This window comes from Bradyrhizobium sp. 2TAF36 (assembly GCF_052114925.1).
GTDB lineage: Bacteria > Pseudomonadota > Alphaproteobacteria > Rhizobiales > Xanthobacteraceae > Bradyrhizobium > Bradyrhizobium barranii.
Genome location: NZ_JBFRFR010000089.1, coordinates 1 through 21,291, shown reverse-complemented (window position 1 = coordinate 21,291; position 21,291 = coordinate 1). Strand labels below are relative to the sequence as shown.

Below are 21,291 nucleotides of genomic sequence, written 5' to 3'. Positions count from 1 at the left end.
ATGTCAAGTGCGATCTGCGCGCCCACAGGCTCGTGATTGGGAGACCGACGCATGACGAAGAAAAACACCCCGAAACGGGGCAGACCGCCCAAGGATCTCGCCGGTGACGTTCAAGTCCGGATCCTTGATGCAGCCCAGCAGCTTTTTCTCGAGAAGGGCTACCGTAGTGCCAGTATCGATGACATCGCCGAGCTGGCGCCGGCGAGCAAGCCAACCATCTATGCGCATTTTCCCGGGAAGGAGGCACTGTTCGCAGCGGTCGTGGCCCGCACCATCAGCGGCCTGACGGACTTCGATGGCTTCGAGCCCGAGGGCCGCACCCTTCAGGACAAGCTCTCGAGCCTCGGCACCGCCGTCGTCGAGAAGGTCATCGAAGAATCGTTGGGCATGGTCCGCGCCACGATCGCCGAAGCGCAGCGTTTCCCCGAGCTGAGCCGCAACGTCCACGATGCCGCGCGCGATCGCTCCGTCAACGCCGTTTCCCAACTCCTGAATGAAGCGACGCAGAAGCTGGCGCGCGCTCAAAAAGGTCCCTTTACCGGGAAGCGAAGCCTTGCCACCGCTCAGATCTTCCTGGATCTGATCCTGCTGCCGATGCTGTTTCGCTCGTTGGTGGGAGAAACACCCAAGGAGCTGAGACGGGAGCTGCCTTCTTTCGTGCGCGAGCGGGTTGGCTTTTTCCTTGCGGCCTGTGAGGCAGACTGGACGCCGTGAGCCGGCAATCGCCGCGCGTTAGGTTCGACAGGCGGATTTGGAACGCAAATCGGCCCCGATGCTGGTCACTTGAAACGACTCCGCGTTAACGGACGCTGCGTTGCCGAGCGCTCCCGCGCAAAAACTCATCATCTCGTTGAAGGCCGGCCGAACAGCGGTCGCCTTGATACGGGACGGATTGAGGTATGCATCCATCGCGTCCAGCAGGCAGCAGGCCAGCGCCATCGGGCTCCCTGCTCGAAATTCGCCACCAGCCTGCCCGGCTGCGATGACCGACTGCACGACACCGCGAAGGCGATCCGCACGGGACAGGCTGGCCGGCCAGTTTGCTTGTCCGGCGGCGACCACTAGGTCGTGCAATCGGACATTGTTTGCCAGCCGATCTTCATGCATCCGAGTGATCGCCCTAAAGATGGCGTTTAACCGCTCAAGGCCCGAGCGCCCGGTTCGCGCTGCACTTGCAGCCGCCGCCGACACCTCCTCGAGCAACTCTGTCACGACGGCCTCTTCGAGCGCCCGGCGGGAGGGATAAAACCGATAGAGATTTGCAGGCGACATTGATACGTCGCGAGCGACATCGGCAACCGTGGTCTTCCGGTACCCGATCTCGCGATACAAGCGGATTGCAGCCTGCACAATTCGTTCACGAGTGCACGACGATCCAACCCGACGGGGGGTCTGCGCCTTCAGCATGTTCGGCCTCAACGCGAATGAATCGTGTGCATTTCACGCCGGCAGGCCTCGCCGAATTCACGCAGCGGATCCATCTCCTCCAGGAAACCCGGCAGGTCGACGAACGACGTGTTCGGTGCAAGGTAGGTTTCGATGATCAGTCGGCCTGCCCGTTCCGCGGCGTGGACCACCTCATCGTCGGACAGAATCCGCATACGCCCGATAAGCGCATACAGATTCACCAACGCCGGGATCTCGGATTTGTCGCTGGTCAGCGCGTCCGCGTAAAGCCGGGACGCCTCCTCGATGAAGCATCGGTACAGCTTTTCACGCTTCGAGACCGTGTGGGCATGATGGCGCTCACGGACCCTGCGACGACGGGTCACCCATCCCGTCACGATTGTGGAAATGGCTCCGAAGGCCGAGCCCCCGAACGCAGCGAAAGCGGGAGCATAGATCGTGTTCATGCGGTCATTCCCCATCTTTTGCGCCGCGATAGCGGTGCGATCCGATGGTTCTCACCGAAGCCGCGGCCGCGGAGTTCTCGAAGACGGCTCTGCAAGCATCGCTCAGGTCCGACTTTCTTTGCCTGAGACAGGCTTCCACATTGGTGGGGTCAGGGATGTAGCCCGCGCAGAGACGAAATGCATCAGGCGCGCATGCCGCCCTCTGCTCTGCTGTGCCGCGGTCCTCCTGTGCGAAGGCAACCCCGCCACCGAACGAAACGAACACCAAGACTGCAAGCATTAGCCGGTTCTTGAACATAACGAATCCTTTCTGAAGTTGAGGCATCTGCTTTCGAAAGGGAGTTCCTGGCCTCATTCCGAAGTCCCCGTCGTCCGATCAGTACGAATACGCGCTTGTGAGTCTCTGCTCTTGACAGGCTTCGCGAACCGCGCTGTATATGAACTATACGGTGTAGTTTATTTTGGAGATCGAAGATGTCAACCCTGTTCGTGGCGCTCGCGCGGGAAAATCCCTGGCCCGGGATTGCGGTCGCGTCGCTGAATCTGATCGTGGCCGTGTCGCTCGTGGGCGTAAGCCTGCTGCTGGGTGTCACGATTTCGGTGCTCGCCTGGGCGCACGCGCTCGCCAATCGCGAGCCCGCGCCGGTGCGGCATGCTGCCAACCGACGGGGCTTCGCATGACCCCGGCACTGCTGCTCGCTCGCGATGGCATCATCTATTGGGTCAACGTCTGGCTCGCGCCAGTCGAATGCATGTTCGACATGATCGAATCGGAACTCGTCCGCAGAGGCATCGCGCTTGAAGGGGTCGAGCCCCCTTCCCGGCCCGCCGCCTGAGCATCCTGGAATTTCGACATGCTCAACTTCATCGAAGTGTTCGACATCATGCACGTGGAGCCGGCCACCGGCGCTTCAGTGTGGACCGGACTCACGGGCACGCGAACGGCCCTCGAGCGCGACGGGCACCTGATCAACCCAAAGGCGATGGCCTATTGCCCGGCCGACTGGATCGACGAGCGCGGCTATCTCGATGCCGAGCTCGCGCGCCGGCATCCCCGCCCCTGGGGCATCTGACGGTGAGACGAGAACATTCCATGTCCCGGAGCCAAGCGTCGTGAGCAGGAAATCTGCGTTGTCGCGACACGCGAGCAGAATTGTCGAACCCGAGCTTCCCTTGCGGGCCTATTTTCTGTTGGCTGGAGGAGCCTTGCTCTTGCTGCTTCTGGCGGCCGATTGGGTGCTGCCCGCACCTGTGACGAGCCGGCTCACGGATTCGCATTCTGCTTTGCCGCCGATCCGCATCCATTCTGAGATGAGAGGACCGGACGCGGTTGTCATCGATACCAATGTGTCCCTCGTCAATCCGGTGCCAGCGGAAAACGAGAGCGGTGCGGCTAAATCGATGCCATCTCCTGAGGTCGCCGATTCTGCCGCCGACATCAGTGAGGCCGGCTCAGCTTCATCGACGGACACACGCCTGCGCGAAAGCCTGGCGCAGTTGCAGTCCGCCGTTTCTGATCGAGCAGACCCAGGCCGGAGGCCGCCAGAGATCACGGCCCGACAGCGCAAGCACGCTCAGAGACGGACCGGAAGGGGGCTGCGATCTGCCCGTCACCCGCATGTCGAAACATTATGGGGAGATCCGCTCGATTGAGCGGAGAGCACCGTCCCTGCCGCCGCCTCGGACGAGCGGCACCGCCAGACACCTTTAGACGAGACGCCACAGGATCTAATCAATGCCGAAGAACCAGTTGTTTGCCCTCATCGTTTGGTCCGCCATGCTCGCTGCCACGGGAGCCATGGCCGATGTCACCCGGACGCCTGCTGACGCCGAAAGCCGCAGCGCAGCCGCGCAGGCAGACGTCGACGAAGCAGCGATGCACCGTGTGCTCGAACAATTCCGCACCACACGGGTCCCACTCGGCCAGGCAATGGCGATTGCAGAGCGTCTGCACGACGGCTCGAGGACCGCAGACGTCAGCTTCGAGATATCCGGGCCGCCGGTCTACCGCGTGCGCACGATCAAGAACGAACGGGTCTTTGAAAATGTCATAGATGCAAACACCGGCAGCGTATCGCAAGCGGAAATTGCGTCATCGCTCAAGGAGCTTGATCGAGCTGATCTCGCCAACATCATCGCCCTGAATTGGATCAAGCAGGAACTGTCGGAAGCGGTGCAGGTCGCTGAGAAAGCCGCGGCGGGAAACGCGCTTGCCGGTGGGTTGGTGAAGCAGGATGGCAAAGTCAACTTCGTGGTTGTCGTCGCCAGTGGCGACCGCTTGAAGGAAGTGATGCTCGAGCCGCCCAAGGTCGGACAGCGGTCAACTCAGCACTAGGCGCGGACGTGCCGATCCGCCGCTGAAGCACGACGTCGTGAGTTGCTCGATCGCCGTGCAATATATATACTATACCGTATAGTTTGTTTTTTGCTGAACCTTCCCGCACTCTTTCAACGTTAGCCTCGATCATCACACCAGAGAGACACGCCAAGTCATGAACTTCCAGCCCCGACCACACCTGCCGACCCCCCAACGGCGGCTACCATTCGAATGCATCGCCCTGCTCTTGCAGGGCGGCGGCGCTCTGGGGGCCTATCAGGCGGGCGTCTACGAAGCCCTGGCCGAAGCCGGCATCCATCCGGATTGGGTTGCCGGCATTTCGATCGGCGCAATCAACGCCGCGATCATTGCGGGCAACCCGCCAGAGTCCCGTGTTGACCGGCTCCGCGATTTCTGGACGCAAGTGACCTCCACCGCGCCCTGGGATTGGTCTGGAAATCCACTTCTCGATAGGCGCAACGACAATGCGCGCAATGTCCTCAACCAATTGAGCGCCGGCCTTGCCGCGGCATGCGGTGCAAGCGGATTTTTCTCCGCGCGCCCCCTCATGCCCTGGTTACATTCCGGCGGAACGACCGAGGCGACCAGTTTTTACGACACAAGCGCGTTGAAGAGCACGCTCGAGCGCTTGGTCGACTTCGATCGCCTCAACGCGGGAATGACGCGCTTCAGTGCAGGTGCGGTCAACGTAAGAACCGGCAATTTCGTCTATTTCGACAATAGCACCCACACCATCGGGCCGGAGCACATCATGGCTAGCGGCGCGCTGCCGCCGGGCTTTCCCGCGGTGGAGATCGAGGGCGAGCACTACTGGGACGGCGGCCTGGTTTCCAATACGCCGCTGCAATGGGTGATCGACTGGGGTGCGCCGCAGGACATGCTGGCGTTTCAGGTCGACCTCTGGAACGCGAAGGGCCAGCTTCCGAGCAATCTGCCCGAGGTCGTCACGCGTCAAAAGGAAATACAATATTCGAGCCGCACGCGCGCAAGCACCGACCAATTCAAGCGCGTGCAGCGCCTCCGCCGTGCGCTCACCGCCCTGTTGGGCCGGCTTCCGGAAGATCTACAGGAACATGACGACGTGAAGCTCCTCAGCACCGCGGTCTCTCACAACGTCTACAACATCGTCCACCTGATCTACCGCGCACGCAATCACGAAGGACACTCCAAGGACTACGAGTTCTCCCGGCTTTCGATGCAGGATCACTGGCGCGCCGGTTACCACGATGCACTCCGCACGCTGCGACATCCCGAGGTGCTCACGCGCGCCGCCAGCGCGGACGGCGTCTTCACATTCGACCTCGAGAACGATGGTCGCGAATAGGTCCGGCCGTCATCGGCCGCAGGGAGAACCAAATGCGTGAGAGTGAAGTACGAAAGCAGGCCTTTGCAATGCCGCTGACCAGTCCGGCCTATCCGCCAGGACCGTATCGGTTTGTGGACCGCGAATATTTGATCATCACCTATCGCACCGATCCGGCAAAGCTGCGCGCCGTGGTGCCCGAACCGCTGGAGCTCGATGCACGCGAAGCGCTCGTCAAATATGAATTCATCCGCATGCCGGATTCGAATTGCTTTGGCGACTACACCGAAAGCGGCCAGGTCATCCCGGTCTCCTTTCGCGGGCGCAGAGGCGGCTACAGTCATTGCATGTTCCTCAACGACGAAGGGCCGATTGCAGGCGGACGCGAGCTCTGGGGCTTTCCGAAAAAACTGGCCCAGCCGACATTGCGAACCGAAATCGACACCCTAATCGGCACACTCGACTACGGTCCCTTGCGGGTTGCGACGGGTACGATGGGCTACAAGCACCGCGAAGCCGATCTTGGCCAGGTCAAGGCAGCGCTCAGCGAGCCGAACTTCCTGCTCAAGATCATCCCGCATGTCGACGGCAGCCCACGCATCTGCGAGCTCGTCGAATACCACCTCGAGCAGATTGCGCTGAAGGGCGCCTGGACCGGGCCCGCGGCTCTCTCCCTGACGCCGCATGCCTTAGCGCCGGTGGCCGACCTCCCCGTCCTGGAGATCGTCTCGGCCATTCACATCCGCGCAGATCTCACGCTGGGTCTTGGCAGAGTGGCCCACGATTATCTGCAAGAACCAATCCGACGTGTGTTCCGGCCCTCAGAACGAAGTCTGGTCACCTGACGCAACCCCACGCAGCTGAGGCTCTCGCCAGCCGCGAAGCTTCAGCTATTGACGCAATACACAGAGCAAAGTGAATAAGATGAGTATTCTGAAGGGTAAGACAGCTGTCATAACCGGCTCGACCAGCGGCATCGGCCTCGCGTGCGCACGTGCTTTCGCAGAAGCCGGCGCCAACATCGTGCTCAACGGCATGGGTGCACCTGCTGATGTCGAGAAGGAGCGCTCCGCGATCGAGAGCGAATTTGGGGTCAAGACGATCTATTCGCCCGCGGACATGGCCAAACCGATCGAAATCGCCGAGCTGATCGCACTCGGCGCAGCAACCTTCGACAGTGTGGACGTCCTGATCAACAACGCCGGCATCCAGCACGTCTCTCCCATCGAGGAATTTCCACCCGAGAAGTGGGATGCGATCATCGCGATCAACCTGTCCGCCGCATTCCATGCAATCCGCGCAGCAGTGCCCGGCATGAAGAAGCGCGGCTGGGGCCGCGTCATCACCACGGCCTCGCCTCACTCGCTGGTCGCCTCCCCCTTCAAGTCAGCCTATGTCGCTGCCAAGCATGGCATCGCAGGCCTTACAAAGACGGTGGCGCTGGAGCTCGCGCGGTCAAAGATCACCTGCAACTGCATCAGCCCCGGCTACGTCTGGACACCACTCGTCGAGAAGCAAATCCCCAACACGATGAAAGCGCGCAACTTGAGGAGGGATGAGGTCATCAGTGACATCCTACTCGCAGCGCAGCCCACGAAGGAGTTCGTCACGGCCGAGCAAGTCGCCTCGCTCGCGCTGTTCCTGTGCAGTGACGACGCCGCGCAGATCACTGGTGCCAATCTCGCGATCGATGGCGGCTGGACGGCCGCGTAGAGCTGCCTGTCAGGCATCGGAGGCCGCCAACCTGAAGCCAGCGCCGCGCAAGCAAGTCGCCGCTGACTGTGGAACGTCAACGCCGCTTCCACATGCAGCTGCTTGAGACGTCTCGCTTTCAGGAACCTTGACGCAGGTCAAGTCGAGAGAAGCGAAGCTAAAGCATGATTATCAATACGTCGGCTAGTCAACGGAGATGGTCATGTCCGAGCAAAGCAGCATGCATTTCTACCTCAGTTGGGCAAAGGAGCGGATCGACGAAATGGATGCCGCACTGGCTTCGTTCGAAGTGAAGGCGACGGAGGCCAAAGCCGAGTCCAGGGTCAAGGCCGACGAGATCGTCGCGGATCTGAAGAAACGGCGCGATGAATTTCAGGCGCTGCTCAAGACGCAAGCGGAAGCCGGCGAAGCCGCCTGGGCGCGCGCGAAGGCGGATCTGGAGAAGCACTGGACCGGGTTCGAAACGCAGATGAAGACCTACTTCGAAGGCGCCGGCAAGCAGATCGAGCAGCAGCAGGCCACGTTCAAGGACATAGCAGCGGCGCAAGCGAAAGCCTGGCGTGAGGCAGCGGATCAATTCCGGAAGGCGGCGGGCAAAGTGACCGAAGCCGGGACCACCGATCTCGACGCCGCGCTCAAGCAACTGAAGTCCGATGCGTCTGAAGCAGAAGCACGTCTGCAAAAGCTCAAGCAGGCAGGCAACGATTCCTGGGCGGTGCTCAGTGCCGCGTTGGCGGAATCCCGCAAGGCGTTCGACCAAGCCAATCAAGCCGCCTGGAACGTCTTGAGGGGTCCTGGCTCGAAGAGCTGACCCAGTTGGTCACGACGAAGATCGGGCACTCGGTCCGGAACAGCGAGGTATTGTAGTGCGCCAGATCGGCGATACGGAGTTCGCACAATGCTAATCGCTCGCGACCGGACCAGTTCGACGCAGATTTCCCACATTGAATTGACGAGCCCGCGAAACCCGCCGAGAGAACAATGCTCGGGCTCTGCGGCGAACGGACGCTCGAGGTCTGCTTTGATCGTTTTGAAGTTGGACCAGCAGAGCTGGACAAAAGAGGCGACGCTTTTCGTCGCCGACAACAGCGTTCGCTCGTCCCCGCACCCGTAGCTCCCGCGCCCTGGCGAGTCTTTTGTCGCGCACATCCGCCAAGTTCACGCGCCCTGCCCCCACTTCTGAGCTTCTGCTCACATTGGCTCTCGCAAGCTTTTTCTTGATCTCCCGGTGCACACGTCGTGCACACGCCGCCTCCTAACCAATTGAAACGCTTGAACTCTCGCTCCAATCCATCATGGGAGCCGTAGAAAATTTCCAACGCAAGTCATTCATTTTATTGAACTATTTTATCTAGGATCGACCCCGCATGTGACTGGATCGACTGAGAAATTTGGCACGACGCGGCTTTCGCAGATTGCTCCTTCTAGGCTCATCTATGTCCGAATTGGAAGCGAAAATCTGGCCTTCGGATTCTCACCACGCACACGAAAACCCCATGTACACGTCACTCGCGCAGCGCTCGCCCTTTGCGCGGGTCACATTGAAAGCGAATTCGCGCAAACCGGGTCGACATTTGGCCGGCACGTTTTGCGGGAGATCACAAGTGGGAAGAGGTGGTACGCAGCACTCACGGCGATCTTGTGTTGGTGGCAGATGTCTACGAGTCCCGAGCTCTCCGAATTTCCACAACTGAGCTTTGCCGCGGTGCGATCTATGAAATGGCCCAACTCGGCAAATGCGACGAGCCACTAGCGTCAGAGCCATCGAGCGCGCTTGAAACGCAGGTAAAGCACACCGCACAATACGACGATAATGCCAACGACGACAAAGTAGCCGTATTGCGTCTTCAGCTCGGGCATGTTTTCAAAGTTCATGCCGTAAATTCCGGCAATCGCGGTCGGTACGGCCAGTATGGCGGCCCAGGCGGCCAACTGCCGCGTGATCACGCCCTGACGCTGCTGCTCCAACAGATTGCTCACCTCAAAAACCGAAGTCAGAACATCTCGCAGGGAGTTCACCATCGCTTCGACGCGCCGCACATGGTCCAGGACGTCTTGAAAATAAGGCCGAGCGTTGGCGTCAAGACACGGCGTCTCGAGGTGAACGAGCCGGCCGCAGACCTCCGTCATCGGGCCGATAATTCGCTGGAAGCGGATCAGTTCTTGGCGAAGCCCGAAGAGCCGCTTGACGTCCGCGCGGCTAAGAAAGCTGTCGAGAGCGCTTTGCTCCATGGTGAGAACGCGTTCCTCGATCGTCTCGACCACCGGAAGATAGCCGTCGACGATAAAGTCGAGGATGGCATGGAGAACGTAGTCGGGGCCATAGCCCAGCAGGCTGGGGGCTGCTTCGAGCTGGGCGCGGAGATTGCTATGCGCGCGCGCCGAGCCATGGCGAACCGTGATGATGAAATTCTTCCCGACGAAAATTGCGGTTTCACCATAGGCGATGCGGTCGTGCTCGAGATGGGCGGTGCGCGTCATCACGAACAGCTGGTCGCCATAAACGTCGACCTTCGGCAATTGGTTCGCTTTCAGCGCATCTTCAATCGCAAGAGGATGAAGCCCATAGTTCTTCTCGAGCTGTTCAAGCTCTCGTTCCGGAGGCTCGAATAACCCGATCCAGACAAACTCGGATTTGCCCTTGCAATCGATAGGCTCGTCCAATGAAACGGCTTTTGCCTTCTTGCCATGACGATACAAATGGGCTGCTACGACGCTCACAACGAGCTTCCTCCAAACCTGTCGAGCGGTGTGCACCACCCCGTTACCTTAAATCGCCTGCCTTCATTTTGTTGCAGGCTTGGAGCGCGGGATGGTTCGGATTCAATCTGACGGTCGGGCATCGCGTTTGACCCGCGCATGTTGACGGTCAAGCACCAAGGCTAGGATGCGCACGACGACGTCGATCTGCGCATCCGGTGAGGAAGGGCGTTCATCAGGGTCGAATGCGAGTCCAACCACGGCATTCCGGCCTTCGTCGGTCTCCACGGGCCAGAAATCAAAGCGGGAGGCCAGATTGGGATAGATGCCACTGCGTATGACAGTTCCAGTCGCCAGGGACGATCGTGCCGCCTCCAACTCGGCCTCCTGCGGCTCCACGTCTCCGACTTGCTCGAGGGAAACCACCCTGCCCTCCGTAACGAGCATCACGATGACGGGAACCTGGAAGAGCGTTGCCAGTGCCCGGGACGTAACCGAGACGATCGCCTTCGTATTGTCGGCCGCGACGACATCACGGCAATAGCCTTGCAGCAAGGTCGCGCGCCTTCTTGACAGCCTCGCTTCGGTCGCCCTCTGCCGGGAGGTGAAGGCAACTGCACTCACGATGACCCCGACCACGAACAGCAGTCCAATCGCCCAGATGTTCGCGGGGTCATCGACCGCCAATGAGTAGCGTGGCTCGGTCAGGAAGAAATTGAATGCCAGAGCACCTGATATCGCCGAACAGAGTGACGGACCGAGGCCGAGACTCACCCCTGCGATGATCACTGGAAGCACGAAAATAAGCGACAGGTTGGGGATAGTGACGCTGCTGTCAATACCGACAGCGACGACCGTCGCGGCGGCGGTCATGGCGATTGAAGCAACGTAGCGCGCCAGTTCCGATGCTACCGGACCCAGAAGGGGCTCGGCATCAGGCGCCGGCGCGATGTCCTGCGGCAGCTTCGATTCAACATCCGTCACCACTTGAACTCCCGCCTGGCAGGCGACACACGTCGGCCGAAAAGCAAGCCCGTCAGCGTGTGCTTGCGGCGCTGATAGCTAACCGAGCATACAACAACTCCATCCACATGTGAGCCGCATCAAAGGCAAATTCAACGTCGCGCGAAGCGCGCCGTCGCCCGGACTGTCAGGTATTTGATCTTCCGGCTGGCTGAGGCAGCGCCGCGGGTCAGCCATGAGCGCGCGATCATTCCTGTCGAGGACGCGAAGAGGTGATCGACCGCGTGGGGGGAGAGACAGACTCGGCCAGATATTTCGCACGCCATTTCGGCCCTGGGCCGCGCATGTAATGATTTTCCGGCCGGTATCTGGCGGACGGTCCGTACCAGGCCGGGAACAGGAACGTCATCAGCACCTCAAGGGCGCGATAAGTGAGGAGCATCAGCCTAGCGAACGATTCCCTTGCCATATTGCCCCCGAAGCCAGACGCCGCCGATACCCGCGTTCGCACTCTTGGTTCGCACTCTTGGGAGTGAGATCGCGGTCAATCCGGAATGAATTGGTTCGATCCTCGAGGGCAAACCGGCTGCGATGTGATCGCCGCCTAGGCACCCTGGCCTCCACGAACGGATATCGCATGGAAGCATGATGTGGGTGATCGGATAGGAAATCGAGATAGCCCGGCGTCCGCTCATATAGGCGCCGCATAGTGGGCACGACTGCCCGAGAACCGAAGTTCATCAGTCGCCGTCGCGAGCAACGGCAGACATTTGGCGGCCATGACGGTCGTCGCAATGCTGGCGAACGGTCGTCGGCCGGCGGTGCGCTAGTTCTTCTTCTTGGACGCCTTTGCCGCATCAGTGGCGCGGGCGCCACCCCAGGGATCGTACTTCTCGTCAGGCACCGGAATCCTGTCCAGCGCGGCCTTGTAAGCCTTCTCGTCGACCTTTGGCCGGCTTTCGACGGGCGGACCTGAGTTGCCGCGGCCTCGGCCAAAACCCTGTGCGTTGGCTACGAAAGTGGAGGCCAGCACGGCCGCGACGGCAACAACGAGAGCCGGGAGTGCGCGCCTTCCGCCGATCATGCTCATTCCTCCTGCGGCGCGAACGCCTATTGTCCGGATGGTGTGCGTACGCCGTGCCAAGCGTCGCGCACCTGGTGATAGTGGGCCTCCGGCAGATAATCCGGCGTATCGAGATTGAGCGTGCGGACATCCAGCCGGCCGACGGCGCTGAGCAGCGTGTAGGAAGCGATCACCCGGTCGCGCTGCGCCTGGATCTGACGCGAACGGGCCGCGGTGAGGTCCTGCTGGGCGTTGAGCACGTCGATCGTGGTGCGCTGGCCACCGGCCGCCTCGCGGCGGACGCCCTGCAATGCGACGTCTGCCGCCTTCGCCTCCGACTCGGCCGCTGTCAGTGCGACCTTGGTGCCCTCATTGGACACCCACGCGCCGACAACCGCCGTCCGCGACTGGCTCCTGACCTGCTCAAGCACCAGACGGCTTTGCGAGGCGAGTTCCTTGGCCTGGCGCGTCTGGGAGGCCGCGGTACCGCCGTCATAGATTGGTACGTTGATCTGGCCGAGGATCGAGGCCTGATTGGTCGCAAACGTGCTCAGCGTGGAATCCGAATCCTTGGAGCGGCTGGCGTTCGCCTGTACGGCAACCGTCGGGAGCAGACTGCCTTCTGCGACCTCGATCGTGGTCTGCGCGACGTCGACATCGTAGCCCGCACCGAGCACCGCCGGATGCTCGTGATTGGCGGTCTCGATCGATGCCGGCATCGTCACTGGCGATAACCGATCGACCGGCGTGGCCGGCGTCAACTGACCGGGCGGCCCGCCGATCACCTGGACGTAGGTCGCTTTGCTGATGGCAAGCGTCACCTCAGCGGCATTGAGATCGGCAAGGCCCCGACTGAGGCGCGCCTCGGCCTGGGCCGTATCGGTCGGCGTCACATCGCCCGCATCGAGACGCTTCTTCGTCGTCGCCTGGATCTCACGCAGCACTGCGACGTTGGTGCGCTGCGCCTCAACCAGGGCCTGATTGGCCAATACGTTCATATAGGCCGTGACGGCGTCGAGCAGCACGCCCTGCCCGGTGTTACGCAGCGCCTCGCGCCCCGACAGAACCTGATACTCGGCGACGCGCACGCTGTTGGCGGTCTTGAAGCCGTTGAACAGAACCTGGCTGACGGTCACGCCAATCGTCCACGGACGCAGCGTCGCGCCCTGGATCGTATTGTCGGGCAGCGTATTCCTGACCGCCTGCAAACCCGCGCTGAGGCTCGCGACCACCTGCGGCCGGTAGCCGGCGAGCGCCTGCGGCACGTTCTCGTCCGTGCCGCGCTGCCGGGCACGATCGGCGTTGAGCTGCGGGCTCGACTGATAGGCCCGGACCAACGCCTCGGACAGCGTTTCCGCGCGCGATGGCACGCAAACCGTCATCGCCGCCCCGGCAAGGAAAAGTACCAGTGTCCGGCCGGACGCTCGCACAGCCCCCCTGACGATCTTGTTACGCACGCCCCACCTCATTCTGCCGGCGCCAACTGAGGCTGCGCCGCCAGGCCCGGCCGGGTCCGCCGCGAGAACATCGAGATCAGTGCTGGCAGCGTGACCAGAATGACGATCGGCGCCAGCATCATTCCGGCGACAACCACGACCGCAAGCGGCTTCTGCACCTGCGAGCCGATGCCGCTGGAGAGCGCCGCGGGCAAGAGCCCAATGCCCGCGACCACGCAGGTCATCAGCACCGGACGAAGCTGAAGCTCGCCGGTGCGGAGGATCGCGGCACCGCGTTCCATACCCTCGTCGATCAGCGCGTTGTACTGGGACAGGATGATGATTCCGTCCATCACCGAGATGCCGAACAGTGCAATGAAGCCGATTGCCGCCGAGACGCTGAAGGGAATGCCGGTCACGAGCAGGCCCAGGATGCCGCCGAGCACGGCCATCGGGATCACACTCATGGTCAGGACGGTGTCGATGATCGAGCCGAAATTGAACCAGATCAGCATGGCGATCAGCGCGAGGCTGATCGGCACCACGATCGACAGCCGCCGGATCGCATCCTGTAAATTGCCGAATTCGCCGACCCATTCGAGATGCGAGCCCGCCGGCAATTGCACGTTGGCCGCGACCTTCTCCTGCGCCTCCTGGATGGCGCTGCCGAGATCGCGCTCGCGCACCGAGAATTTGATCGGCAGATAGCGTTCCTGCTGCTCACGATAGATATAGGCGGCGCCGGACAGGACCTTGACTGTCGCGACTTCGCTCAGCGGCACCTGCGTGACGCCGTTCGGCCCCTGCGCCCCAATTCGCAAATTCTGGATTGCCTCGGCGCTCTTTCGGAACTGTGGTGCAAGGCGGACGATGATCGGGAAATGCCGGTCGGAGCCCGGCTCGTAGAGGTCCCCGGCGCTGTCGCCACCGATCGCGGTCTTGATCGTCGCATTGATATCGCCCGGCGACAGCCCGTACCGCGCGGCGCGGGCACGGTCGACATCGATCTGGATGGTCGGTTGGCCGAGCGAGGTGAAGACCGCAAGGTCAGTGATCCCCTGAACGGTGGCGAGCTGCGCCTTGATCTTGTTTGCGGTGTCCGTCAACGCCTGGAGGTCACTGCCATACAGCTTGATCGAGTTTTCGCCCTTCACGCCCGACACGGCCTCCGAGACATTGTCCTGGAGATATTGCGAGAAGTTGAACTCGACGCCCGGAAACTTTTCCTGAAGCTGCCCCAGCAGCATGGCGGTCAGCGCGTCCTTGTCCTCGCCCTCAGGCCATTCCTTGGCGGGCTTGAGCGGCGCAAAGAATTCTGCGTTGAAGAAGCCGGCGGCGTCGGTACCGTCGTCTGGCCGGCCATGTTGCGATACCACCGACTCGACCTCTGGCCGGGCAGCGATCACCTTGCGCATCTGGTTGACGTAGGAGTTACCCTCCTGGAGCGAGATGGTCGGCGGCAAGGTTGCGCGGATCCAGAGATTGCCCTCCTCCAGCTTGGGCAGAAACTCGAGCCCGAGCAATCGCACGGCGACGACCGTGATCAGGACCAGGACGGCGCCGCCCGCCAGCACGACGCGGCGATGTGCGAGCGATCGCGCCAGCACTGGCATATAGAGCCGATGCACCCAACGCATCAGAAACGTCTCGGTCTCCTCGACATGGGCCGGAAGGATAATGGCGCTCAGCGCCGGCGTGACCGTGAAGGTTGCAAGCAGGCCGCCTGCAAGGGCATAAGCATAAGTCCGTGCCATCGGACCAAAAATATTGCCTTCGACGCCGCTCAAGGTGAACAGCGGCAAAAAGGCCGCGATTATGATGGCTGCGGCGAAGAAGATCGAGCGCGACACGTCGGAGCCAGCCGTCAGGATGGCATGATGCTTCATGTCCATGACGGTGCGCGACGAGATCGTCGCCCGCTCGCCCGGCGTCAGCCGCTCGGTATGCGACAGGCGCCGGAAGATCGCCTCCACCATGATCACGGTCGCATCCACGATCAGCCCGAAATCGATCGCCCCGACCGATAGCAGATTGGCGGATTCGCCTCGCAGCACGAGAATGGTGACCGCGAAAAACAATGCAAACGGAATCGTTGCGCCGACGATCATCGCACTGCGCAGGTCCCCGAGGAAGATCCACTGCAACAGCACGATCAGGCCGATTCCGACCACCATGTTCTCCAGCACGGTGTGGGTCGTGGTCTGGATCAGGTCTTTGCGGTCATAGATGCGCTCGATGCGCACGCCAGGGGGCAGGATCGACGAATTGTTGATGCTGGCGACGAGCTCTTCGACGCGCGAAATGGTCGGCGAGCTCTGCTCTCCGCGGCGCATCAGGACGATGCCCTGAACGATGTCGTCGTCCTGATCCTGGCCGGCGATGCCGAGCCGCGGTTGCTCGCCGACGGTGACGGTTGCGACGTCGCGGACCAGCACCGGCGTGCCGCCATTGGACGCCACCATCGTATTTTCGAGCGCGTGGATCGAACGGATCAGGCCGACGCCGCGAACGACGGCGGATTGCGGGCCGATATTGACGGTGTTGCCGCCAACGTTGACGTTGGCGTTGTTGATGGCCTGTTGAAGTTGCGGGAGCGTCAAGCCGTTCGCCACGAGCTTGTTGAAATCAGCCTCAACCTCGTAGGTTTTGGTCTTGCCACCCCAGCCAGTTACATCGATCACGCCCGGGACGGTGCGGAAGCGCCGTTGCAGGACCCAATCCTGCAATGTCTTCAGATCGAGCACGGAGTAGTTGGGCGGCCCCACCAGCCGGTAGCGGTAACTCTCGCCGATCGGGCTCAGCGGCGAGATCTGCGGCTGCGCATTGTTCGGCAACGGCGGCAATTGCGAGAGGCGGTTCAGAACCTGCTGGAGGGCCTGCTCGTAGGTGTAGTCGAAGGAGAACTGCAGCTTGACGTCGGACAAGCCGTACAACGAGATTGTCCGGATCACCTTCATGTTCTTGATGCCGGCGACCTGAGTCTCCAGCGGGATCGTGATGTAGCGCTCGATCTCCTCGGCCGACAGCCCCGGACTTTGCGTCACGATGTCGACCATCGGCGGCGTCGGATCGGGATACGCTTCGATGTTGAGCTGCTGAAACGCGATCAGGCCGCCGACCAGCATGGCGGCGAACAGGCCGACCATGAGGAAGCGGCGACTGACTGCGAAGGCGACGAGACGTTCCATGTGAACCGGCTTGCCTTACGTTAGCTGCCGGAAGCGGCACGGTCGATGAACAGGCTTCCGCGTGTGACGATCTTTTCACCGGCCTTCAGGTTGCCGCGCGCCTCAACGAGGTCGCCATTGGTCAACCCGATCTGGATTTCGCGCAGCTCGACGGAACCGTCGTCGCGCGAAACCCAGACCCGGACACGATCGCCCTCGAAGATTAGAGCCTGCTTCGGCACGCCGACCGAGGGACGGATTTCGCCGGCATAGACGGTAACGTTGGCGAACATTTCCGGCTTGAGCGATCCGTCCCTGTTGTCGATGGTGGCGCGGACCATGAGACGCCGCGTCGACGGATCGATCGCGGCGGCGACGTAATCCACACGCGCCTTGAACTCGCGACCGGGAAGCGCCAGCACCGTAAAGGCGATATCCTGTCCGATGGCGATGTCCGCAGCCTCGCTCTCGCGCACGAAGGCCGTGAGCCAGACCGTCGAGAGGTCACCGATCACGAACACCGGATCGCTGGCGCTGCTGCTGATGAACTGGCCGGGACCGATCTTGCGCTGCACGACCGTGCCGCCGATTGGCGAAGTGATCGGCGTCTCGGCGCTGATCTGGCGCGTCTCCTGGAATTTGGTGATCTGATCCTCGGACCGCCCCAGGATGCGCAGCCGATTATGCGCCGCCTCGAGCGCGGTCTCCGCCGAGCGCATGTCATTCTGCGCTGTGATGAGATCGGCCTGCGCCTGCTGCCAGTCCTTGAGAGGCACCGCTTTGCCGGCATAGAGGTCGTTGGCGCGCTTCTCGACGATTTGCGCGAGGTTGAGCTTGGAGCGCGCGGTATTGAGGCTGCCGAGCGCCGTCACGAAATCGTTCAGGCCCTGCACGGTGTCGGTGGCTTCGACCACGAACAGCGGCTGCCCGCGTTCGACGACATCGCTGGGCTTCACCAGAAGTTTCACGACACGGCCCGCATAGGGCGAGAAAATCGGCGTGGAGCTGTCTTCGTTGACGGCGATCTTGCCCTCCGTGACGTGCTCCGCACGAAACACCCGCTCCGTCACCGGCGCAATCGAGAGCGTTGCCAGCTCAGATGCGGTCGGAACGTAGCGCGGTGGCTTTACCTTGGCCTGGCTCGACATCTCCGTGGATTTTCCATGTGACGCGAGCAACCGCGTCGCGCCGACGGCCGCAATGGCAAGCGCGATCGCCGCAGCCGCAAGCATAACGATTCTTTTCCGGCTAAGGCTCGAACCGGCGTTCATGATGCAAACGTGCGCATTGACTCATGCACTCCCGTGCCTCCTGCGAGGCCTTGGCTTACTCGCCCAAACGGGGCTCAATTCTGAACGCGGCCGCGCCACATCGGCGATCTCGACCCGCGGTCGTACCGCATCGGACCGTGATTGCCGGACATGCCGTCAGCGATCCGCCGTGATGCTCCCAGGCTGTCATGGCGTCGGCAGCGCGTAGCATGGTTCGCTTGCACAGAACTGACAGCACGCCCCGTCAACATCACGCTCGCGGCAACGGAGATCACGATCCGCACGGCGCGTCCGCTCACAGGGCACGCCGTGCCGATCGATCTCATTGGCTCGGCCACATCGGATCTTTGGGCCCGCCGTAGTAGCGCATCTGGTGAGTACCCGGCCCATCTGTTGCAGTGGCGCCGAGATCGCTCACGCATCCGGCAAGGCAAGCGCCAAGCCCAACGAGAGCGATCATCGCCGCAACTTTCAGTCTTCGTCTCGAGGCGATCATGCAGTCCCCCTGCCTCCCGGCGTCAATACTTCGCGACCACCGCGTTGCCGCCGAACTTGAAGTCGAGCCCAACCATCACGGTCGAATAGGTGTTCGCCACCGTGTACGGCAGCACACCGTTGGTCGGCGCATCGCGATGGAACGTGCCGTAGTCGAAATAGCGATACTCGAACTTTCCGATCAGGTTGTTGGTGAACGCATAGGCGATGCCACCGCCGGCGGTCAGGCCGCTCCGTGTGGCCTTGAACGTGTCCACGCCGACGCCGGGATTGGTGTTGGTGTGCGTCAGCTCGCCATAAGCCCAACCGCCCGTGAAGAACAGCAACAAGCGGTCGACCGCGATGCCGCCGCGCCCCCGCAGCGTGGCACCCCAGCCCAGCTTTGTCGCGTCGTTCCAGCCGAGTGCGAAATTGTCGTTGCCCTTGATGTCAGCGCCGAAGCCGTCTGCTTCGATACCGACGACGATGTTGCCGCTCTGCCAGTTGGCGCCGATCTCGCCGCCGCCGAAGCCGCCCGTCGATTCGTAGTTCGCCGTGAAGTTGGCGAAGCCCACCGGTCCGGTGGCGTTGTTCACGTTGTGATTGCCGAGCCCCCAGCCGCCGAAGACGCCGACGTAGAAGCCGGACCAGTCATAGGCCGGCGCGGCGACTGGCGGAGCCTTGCCGTAGATCGGCAGATCGGCGCCAAACGCCGGCGACATCGCTGTCAATGCGCCCAATGCAACCGTTGTGAGAAGAATCTTTTTCATTGTTAGCCCCTGTCGAATGTCTCTTCCGAAGCGGGTGGCGCTCGCGGCGCCACCCGTCCGCAGAATCAGAAGTGGATGATGATGTCCGCCGAGCCGATGACGGCCGTCTTCTTGTTCGGGGGAATGCCGAAGTTGGCGTTACCGTTGAACGCCGGCGCGTCCAGCGCGTGATACACCGACACTTCGGGCCGGATCTCGATCTGCGGCGAGAACCAGTGCTGCCAGCCGATCCCGGTCTCGACGTAGCGCGTCTTCACGCCGGTACGCTGTCCCTGCTTGTCGTCGAACCACTCGAGACGATAGGAGATGTTGTCCATCTTCGTCGGGCTGTAGTTCACGTAGGTCAGGAAGGTCTGGACCGACGCCGTGCACGACAATTGAGTTGCGTTGCCGCAATGCGCGCCGAACGGTGCGTTCCAGGGCATGACGTCGAGCGAGAACGGTGTACCGCTGGCCACGAGCGCGACCGAGGCCGGATTGTCGAGGTTGAGCACGTTGTTCTGGTGCTCGTTATAGGTCTCGAACGAGATGTGCCACTGATCGTTGAACTTGTGGTAGTAAGTCAGCCCGTACCACTGGAGATTGTTATAGCCCCAGGTGCCGTTGTTGATGCCGTTGGCGATCACGTAGACGCCGTCATTGCCGCTGTCGGTCACATAACGAACGGCCGCACTGAAGGTCGGCTGCGCGCCGGGATCTTTCAGCATGGTGCTGTCCGGGAACAGCGGATTTGGATTCGCATTGGCGATCTTGGCGCCGACATGCCAGGGCATCGCTTCGGTGCCGACCGAGAAGCCTCCCTGGATCATCCAGTTCTTGTTCAGCGCGAGCGAGGCATTGATGCCGGTGTTCGTATAGTTGTCGAACGTATACGTCATCGAATGCGTATACATGTAGTTGTTCGGCGCGAGCTGCGCCTCGATGTCCGGGATCGAGATGTAGCGGCCGAACCTCAGCAGAAGGCCGTCGGCCAGATAGGGAATGAAGACCTCGCCATAGGCCATCGGCATGTCATAGCCGTAGTTCCTGTTCTGCTGGAGGAGCTGATTGCTCCACAAGCCGTAAGCCGTGGTGTAGCGATAGTTCTCGCCATAGATCGGCGCGATGCGGAAGCCCCAGTCGATGTGGTCCTTCTGGACTGTGTCGGGCAGTCGCTCGATATAGACCAYGGCCTGATCGAGCTGAACCGTGTTCGGATTGTAGTCGTATGCCGCCGGCGAATTGCCGCCGCGGACGGTGTTGTTGCTGAGGTTGCCGCCGGCGTTGACCCAGCCATAGACCTGAATGTGCGCATCGTTCATCCACTGCCCGACGGCCGTGTTGCTCATCGCGTTCATCAGTGGGCTGTCGACCGAGTTCGGACGCGTGACGCCGATTGCGGTCGCACCGCCATAGGGCCATTCGGTGAACGGCATCGGCGGAATGCTCTGCGGTGTCGCAGGCCATCCGTCGCGGCGCGACGCCGCCGCCTTCGGATCGGACGGCGCGGCCTCATGGCCCCATTCGAGCCGATAGTAGTTGATGAAGCGGGTCATGAAGTCCTGCCCCAGATAGGAATCCATGCACGCATAGTTCTTGTAGGGATCGCAGAACGTCTTCCCCACAGGCGGAAGCGTGTCCGCGGCATTGGCAGCGCCACCAATCCCCATCGCGACCAGCGATACGCCCGCCAAAAGATAGTTTCTCATCATATTGCCCCAAGCTGTTGGACCGACGCCTTCCAGGCGCTCTTTCGGTTTGGTTAAGCTTCAGGTGCAATCTTTCGTGAGGCAGGCAAAAAAAAGCGATGCGGTTTCCGGCGCGCGTTCGTTAAAATAAAATAGCGCGAGACGCCTCGCGGGCATCATTTGCATTCGTAAGCATCAGATGCTCACCGCGTTTGCTCAAATCGTCAGCGAAAAAGTGGTCTTTTGCCGTTAGAACGATGATGCAGCGCAAACGTTCACTTCGCGCTGTGTCATTTTCGTCATAGTGCGCGACGCGCTGTGCTCGACTTACTCGCAACCAAGCGCCGTTTGCTTGCCACAGCTATTATTTTGCTACGTATGTGCGCCAGATTGTCGATCGAAGATATATGCCTGGACTCGCTAACACTACTTTGGCAGAATGTGTTTGCGCCCCTGTTTTTCAAGGATTTGCTTTCGGCAATATGGGCACTGCTGAGACGGCGGCCGAAGGATGAGATCGACGATGGCGTGACGTACGGCGGGCATGGTTGGCTGGGGCGGAGGCCCGTTGAT

The 21,291-nt window shown here is 61.4% G+C and carries 21 protein-coding genes; 11 read left to right on the top strand and 10 right to left on the bottom strand.

The genetic code is table 11. The features are described from left to right. The first annotated feature begins 51 nt into the window (after positions 1-51). Positions 52-714, top strand: a complete 663-nt coding sequence (locus AB4Z51_RS37265; RefSeq protein WP_441499116.1) for a TetR/AcrR family transcriptional regulator — start codon at positions 52-54, stop codon at positions 712-714. Positions 715-732: 18 nt separating this feature from the next. On the opposite strand, the gene AB4Z51_RS37260 is transcribed toward AB4Z51_RS37265, so the two are convergent. Both AB4Z51_RS37260 and AB4Z51_RS37255 read right to left on the bottom strand, forming a co-directional pair. After that, a complete protein-coding gene (locus tag AB4Z51_RS37260; protein WP_441499115.1) occupies positions 733-1,407 on the bottom strand; it encodes a TetR/AcrR family transcriptional regulator in 675 nt (224 codons plus the stop codon). Positions 1,408-1,415: 8 nt separating this feature from the next. Continuing rightward, a complete protein-coding gene (locus AB4Z51_RS37255) occupies positions 1,416-1,853 on the bottom strand; it encodes a hypothetical protein (RefSeq protein WP_441499114.1) in 438 nt (145 codons plus the stop codon). A 474-nt stretch (positions 1,854-2,327) separates the two neighbouring features. On the opposite strand from AB4Z51_RS37255, the gene AB4Z51_RS37250 reads away from it, so the two are divergent. The 9 genes from AB4Z51_RS37250 (at position 2,328) to AB4Z51_RS37210 (ending at position 8,018) form a co-directional block, all read left to right on the top strand. Further along, positions 2,328-2,534 (top strand): hypothetical protein, encoded by a 207-nt coding sequence (locus AB4Z51_RS37250; RefSeq protein ID WP_441499113.1) that lies wholly within the window; start codon positions 2,328-2,330, stop codon positions 2,532-2,534. After that, entirely contained in the window at positions 2,531-2,689 is a 159-nt protein-coding gene (locus tag AB4Z51_RS37245; RefSeq protein WP_441499112.1) for a hypothetical protein, read from the top strand. The genes AB4Z51_RS37250 and AB4Z51_RS37245 overlap by 4 nt, the downstream gene beginning before the upstream one ends. 18 nt (positions 2,690-2,707) lie before the next feature. Next, entirely contained in the window at positions 2,708-2,926 is a 219-nt protein-coding gene (locus tag AB4Z51_RS37240; RefSeq protein ID WP_441499111.1) for a hypothetical protein, read from the top strand. 139 nt (positions 2,927-3,065) lie between these two features. Beyond that, the gene (locus AB4Z51_RS37235) at positions 3,066-3,506 is read left to right on the top strand and encodes a hypothetical protein (protein WP_441499110.1); all 441 of its coding nucleotides are present in this window, start codon (positions 3,066-3,068) and stop codon (positions 3,504-3,506) included. Positions 3,507-3,588: 82 nt separating this feature from the next. Beyond that, complete coding sequence (locus AB4Z51_RS37230) at positions 3,589-4,188, top strand: PepSY domain-containing protein (protein WP_441499109.1); 600 nt, start codon at positions 3,589-3,591, stop codon at positions 4,186-4,188. 157 nt (positions 4,189-4,345) lie between these two features. Next, positions 4,346-5,515 (top strand): patatin-like phospholipase family protein, encoded by a 1,170-nt coding sequence (locus AB4Z51_RS37225; protein ID WP_441499108.1) that lies wholly within the window; start codon positions 4,346-4,348, stop codon positions 5,513-5,515. A gap of 32 nt (positions 5,516-5,547) precedes the next feature. Further along, positions 5,548-6,339, top strand: a complete 792-nt coding sequence (locus AB4Z51_RS37220; RefSeq protein WP_441499107.1) for an acetoacetate decarboxylase — start codon at positions 5,548-5,550, stop codon at positions 6,337-6,339. Between the two features lie 79 nt (positions 6,340-6,418). Next, on the top strand, positions 6,419-7,207 hold the full coding sequence (locus tag AB4Z51_RS37215) for a 3-hydroxybutyrate dehydrogenase (RefSeq protein WP_441499106.1): 789 nt from the start codon (positions 6,419-6,421) through the stop codon (positions 7,205-7,207). A gap of 202 nt (positions 7,208-7,409) precedes the next feature. After that, positions 7,410-8,018: a hypothetical protein gene (locus AB4Z51_RS37210; RefSeq protein WP_441499122.1), complete on the top strand. Its 609-nt coding sequence runs from the start codon at positions 7,410-7,412 to the stop codon at positions 8,016-8,018. Between the two features lie 944 nt (positions 8,019-8,962). Here the strand turns inward: AB4Z51_RS37210 and corA are convergent. From corA to AB4Z51_RS37170, 8 genes are all read right to left on the bottom strand, one after another. Further along, positions 8,963-9,928: a magnesium/cobalt transporter CorA gene (corA, locus tag AB4Z51_RS37205; RefSeq protein WP_085404139.1), complete on the bottom strand. Its 966-nt coding sequence runs from the start codon at positions 9,926-9,928 to the stop codon at positions 8,963-8,965. 102 nt (positions 9,929-10,030) lie between these two features. Further along, positions 10,031-10,891 carry a DUF4118 domain-containing protein gene (locus AB4Z51_RS37200; RefSeq protein ID WP_244623267.1) on the bottom strand — a complete coding sequence of 287 codons (861 nt, stop codon included), beginning with the start codon at positions 10,889-10,891 and terminating at the stop codon, positions 10,031-10,033. Positions 10,892-11,696: 805 nt separating this feature from the next. Further along, on the bottom strand, positions 11,697-11,954 hold the full coding sequence (locus tag AB4Z51_RS37195) for a hypothetical protein (protein WP_085404141.1): 258 nt from the start codon (positions 11,952-11,954) through the stop codon (positions 11,697-11,699). 26 nt (positions 11,955-11,980) lie between these two features. Next, positions 11,981-13,315, bottom strand: coding sequence for a TolC family outer membrane protein (locus tag AB4Z51_RS37190; protein WP_094184388.1), 1,335 nt, complete (start codon positions 13,313-13,315; stop codon positions 11,981-11,983). 83 nt (positions 13,316-13,398) lie between these two features. Continuing rightward, positions 13,399-16,557, bottom strand: coding sequence for an efflux RND transporter permease subunit (locus tag AB4Z51_RS37185; protein WP_441499105.1), 3,159 nt, complete (start codon positions 16,555-16,557; stop codon positions 13,399-13,401). Positions 16,558-16,577: 20 nt separating this feature from the next. Further along, entirely contained in the window at positions 16,578-17,768 is a 1,191-nt protein-coding gene (locus tag AB4Z51_RS37180) for an efflux RND transporter periplasmic adaptor subunit (RefSeq protein WP_441499104.1), read from the bottom strand. A gap of 557 nt (positions 17,769-18,325) precedes the next feature. Further along, positions 18,326-19,051 carry an outer membrane protein gene (locus AB4Z51_RS37175; RefSeq protein WP_071915194.1) on the bottom strand — a complete coding sequence of 242 codons (726 nt, stop codon included), beginning with the start codon at positions 19,049-19,051 and terminating at the stop codon, positions 18,326-18,328. Positions 19,052-19,116: 65 nt separating this feature from the next. Further along, the gene (locus tag AB4Z51_RS37170; RefSeq protein WP_441499103.1) at positions 19,117-20,739 is read right to left on the bottom strand and encodes an outer membrane beta-barrel protein; all 1,623 of its coding nucleotides are present in this window, start codon (positions 20,737-20,739) and stop codon (positions 19,117-19,119) included. A gap of 297 nt (positions 20,740-21,036) precedes the next feature. Between AB4Z51_RS37170 and AB4Z51_RS37165 the strand changes: the two genes are divergently transcribed. Continuing rightward, positions 21,037-21,291: hypothetical protein (locus tag AB4Z51_RS37165; RefSeq protein ID WP_441499124.1), on the top strand; the 255-nt coding region annotated here is incomplete at its 3' end.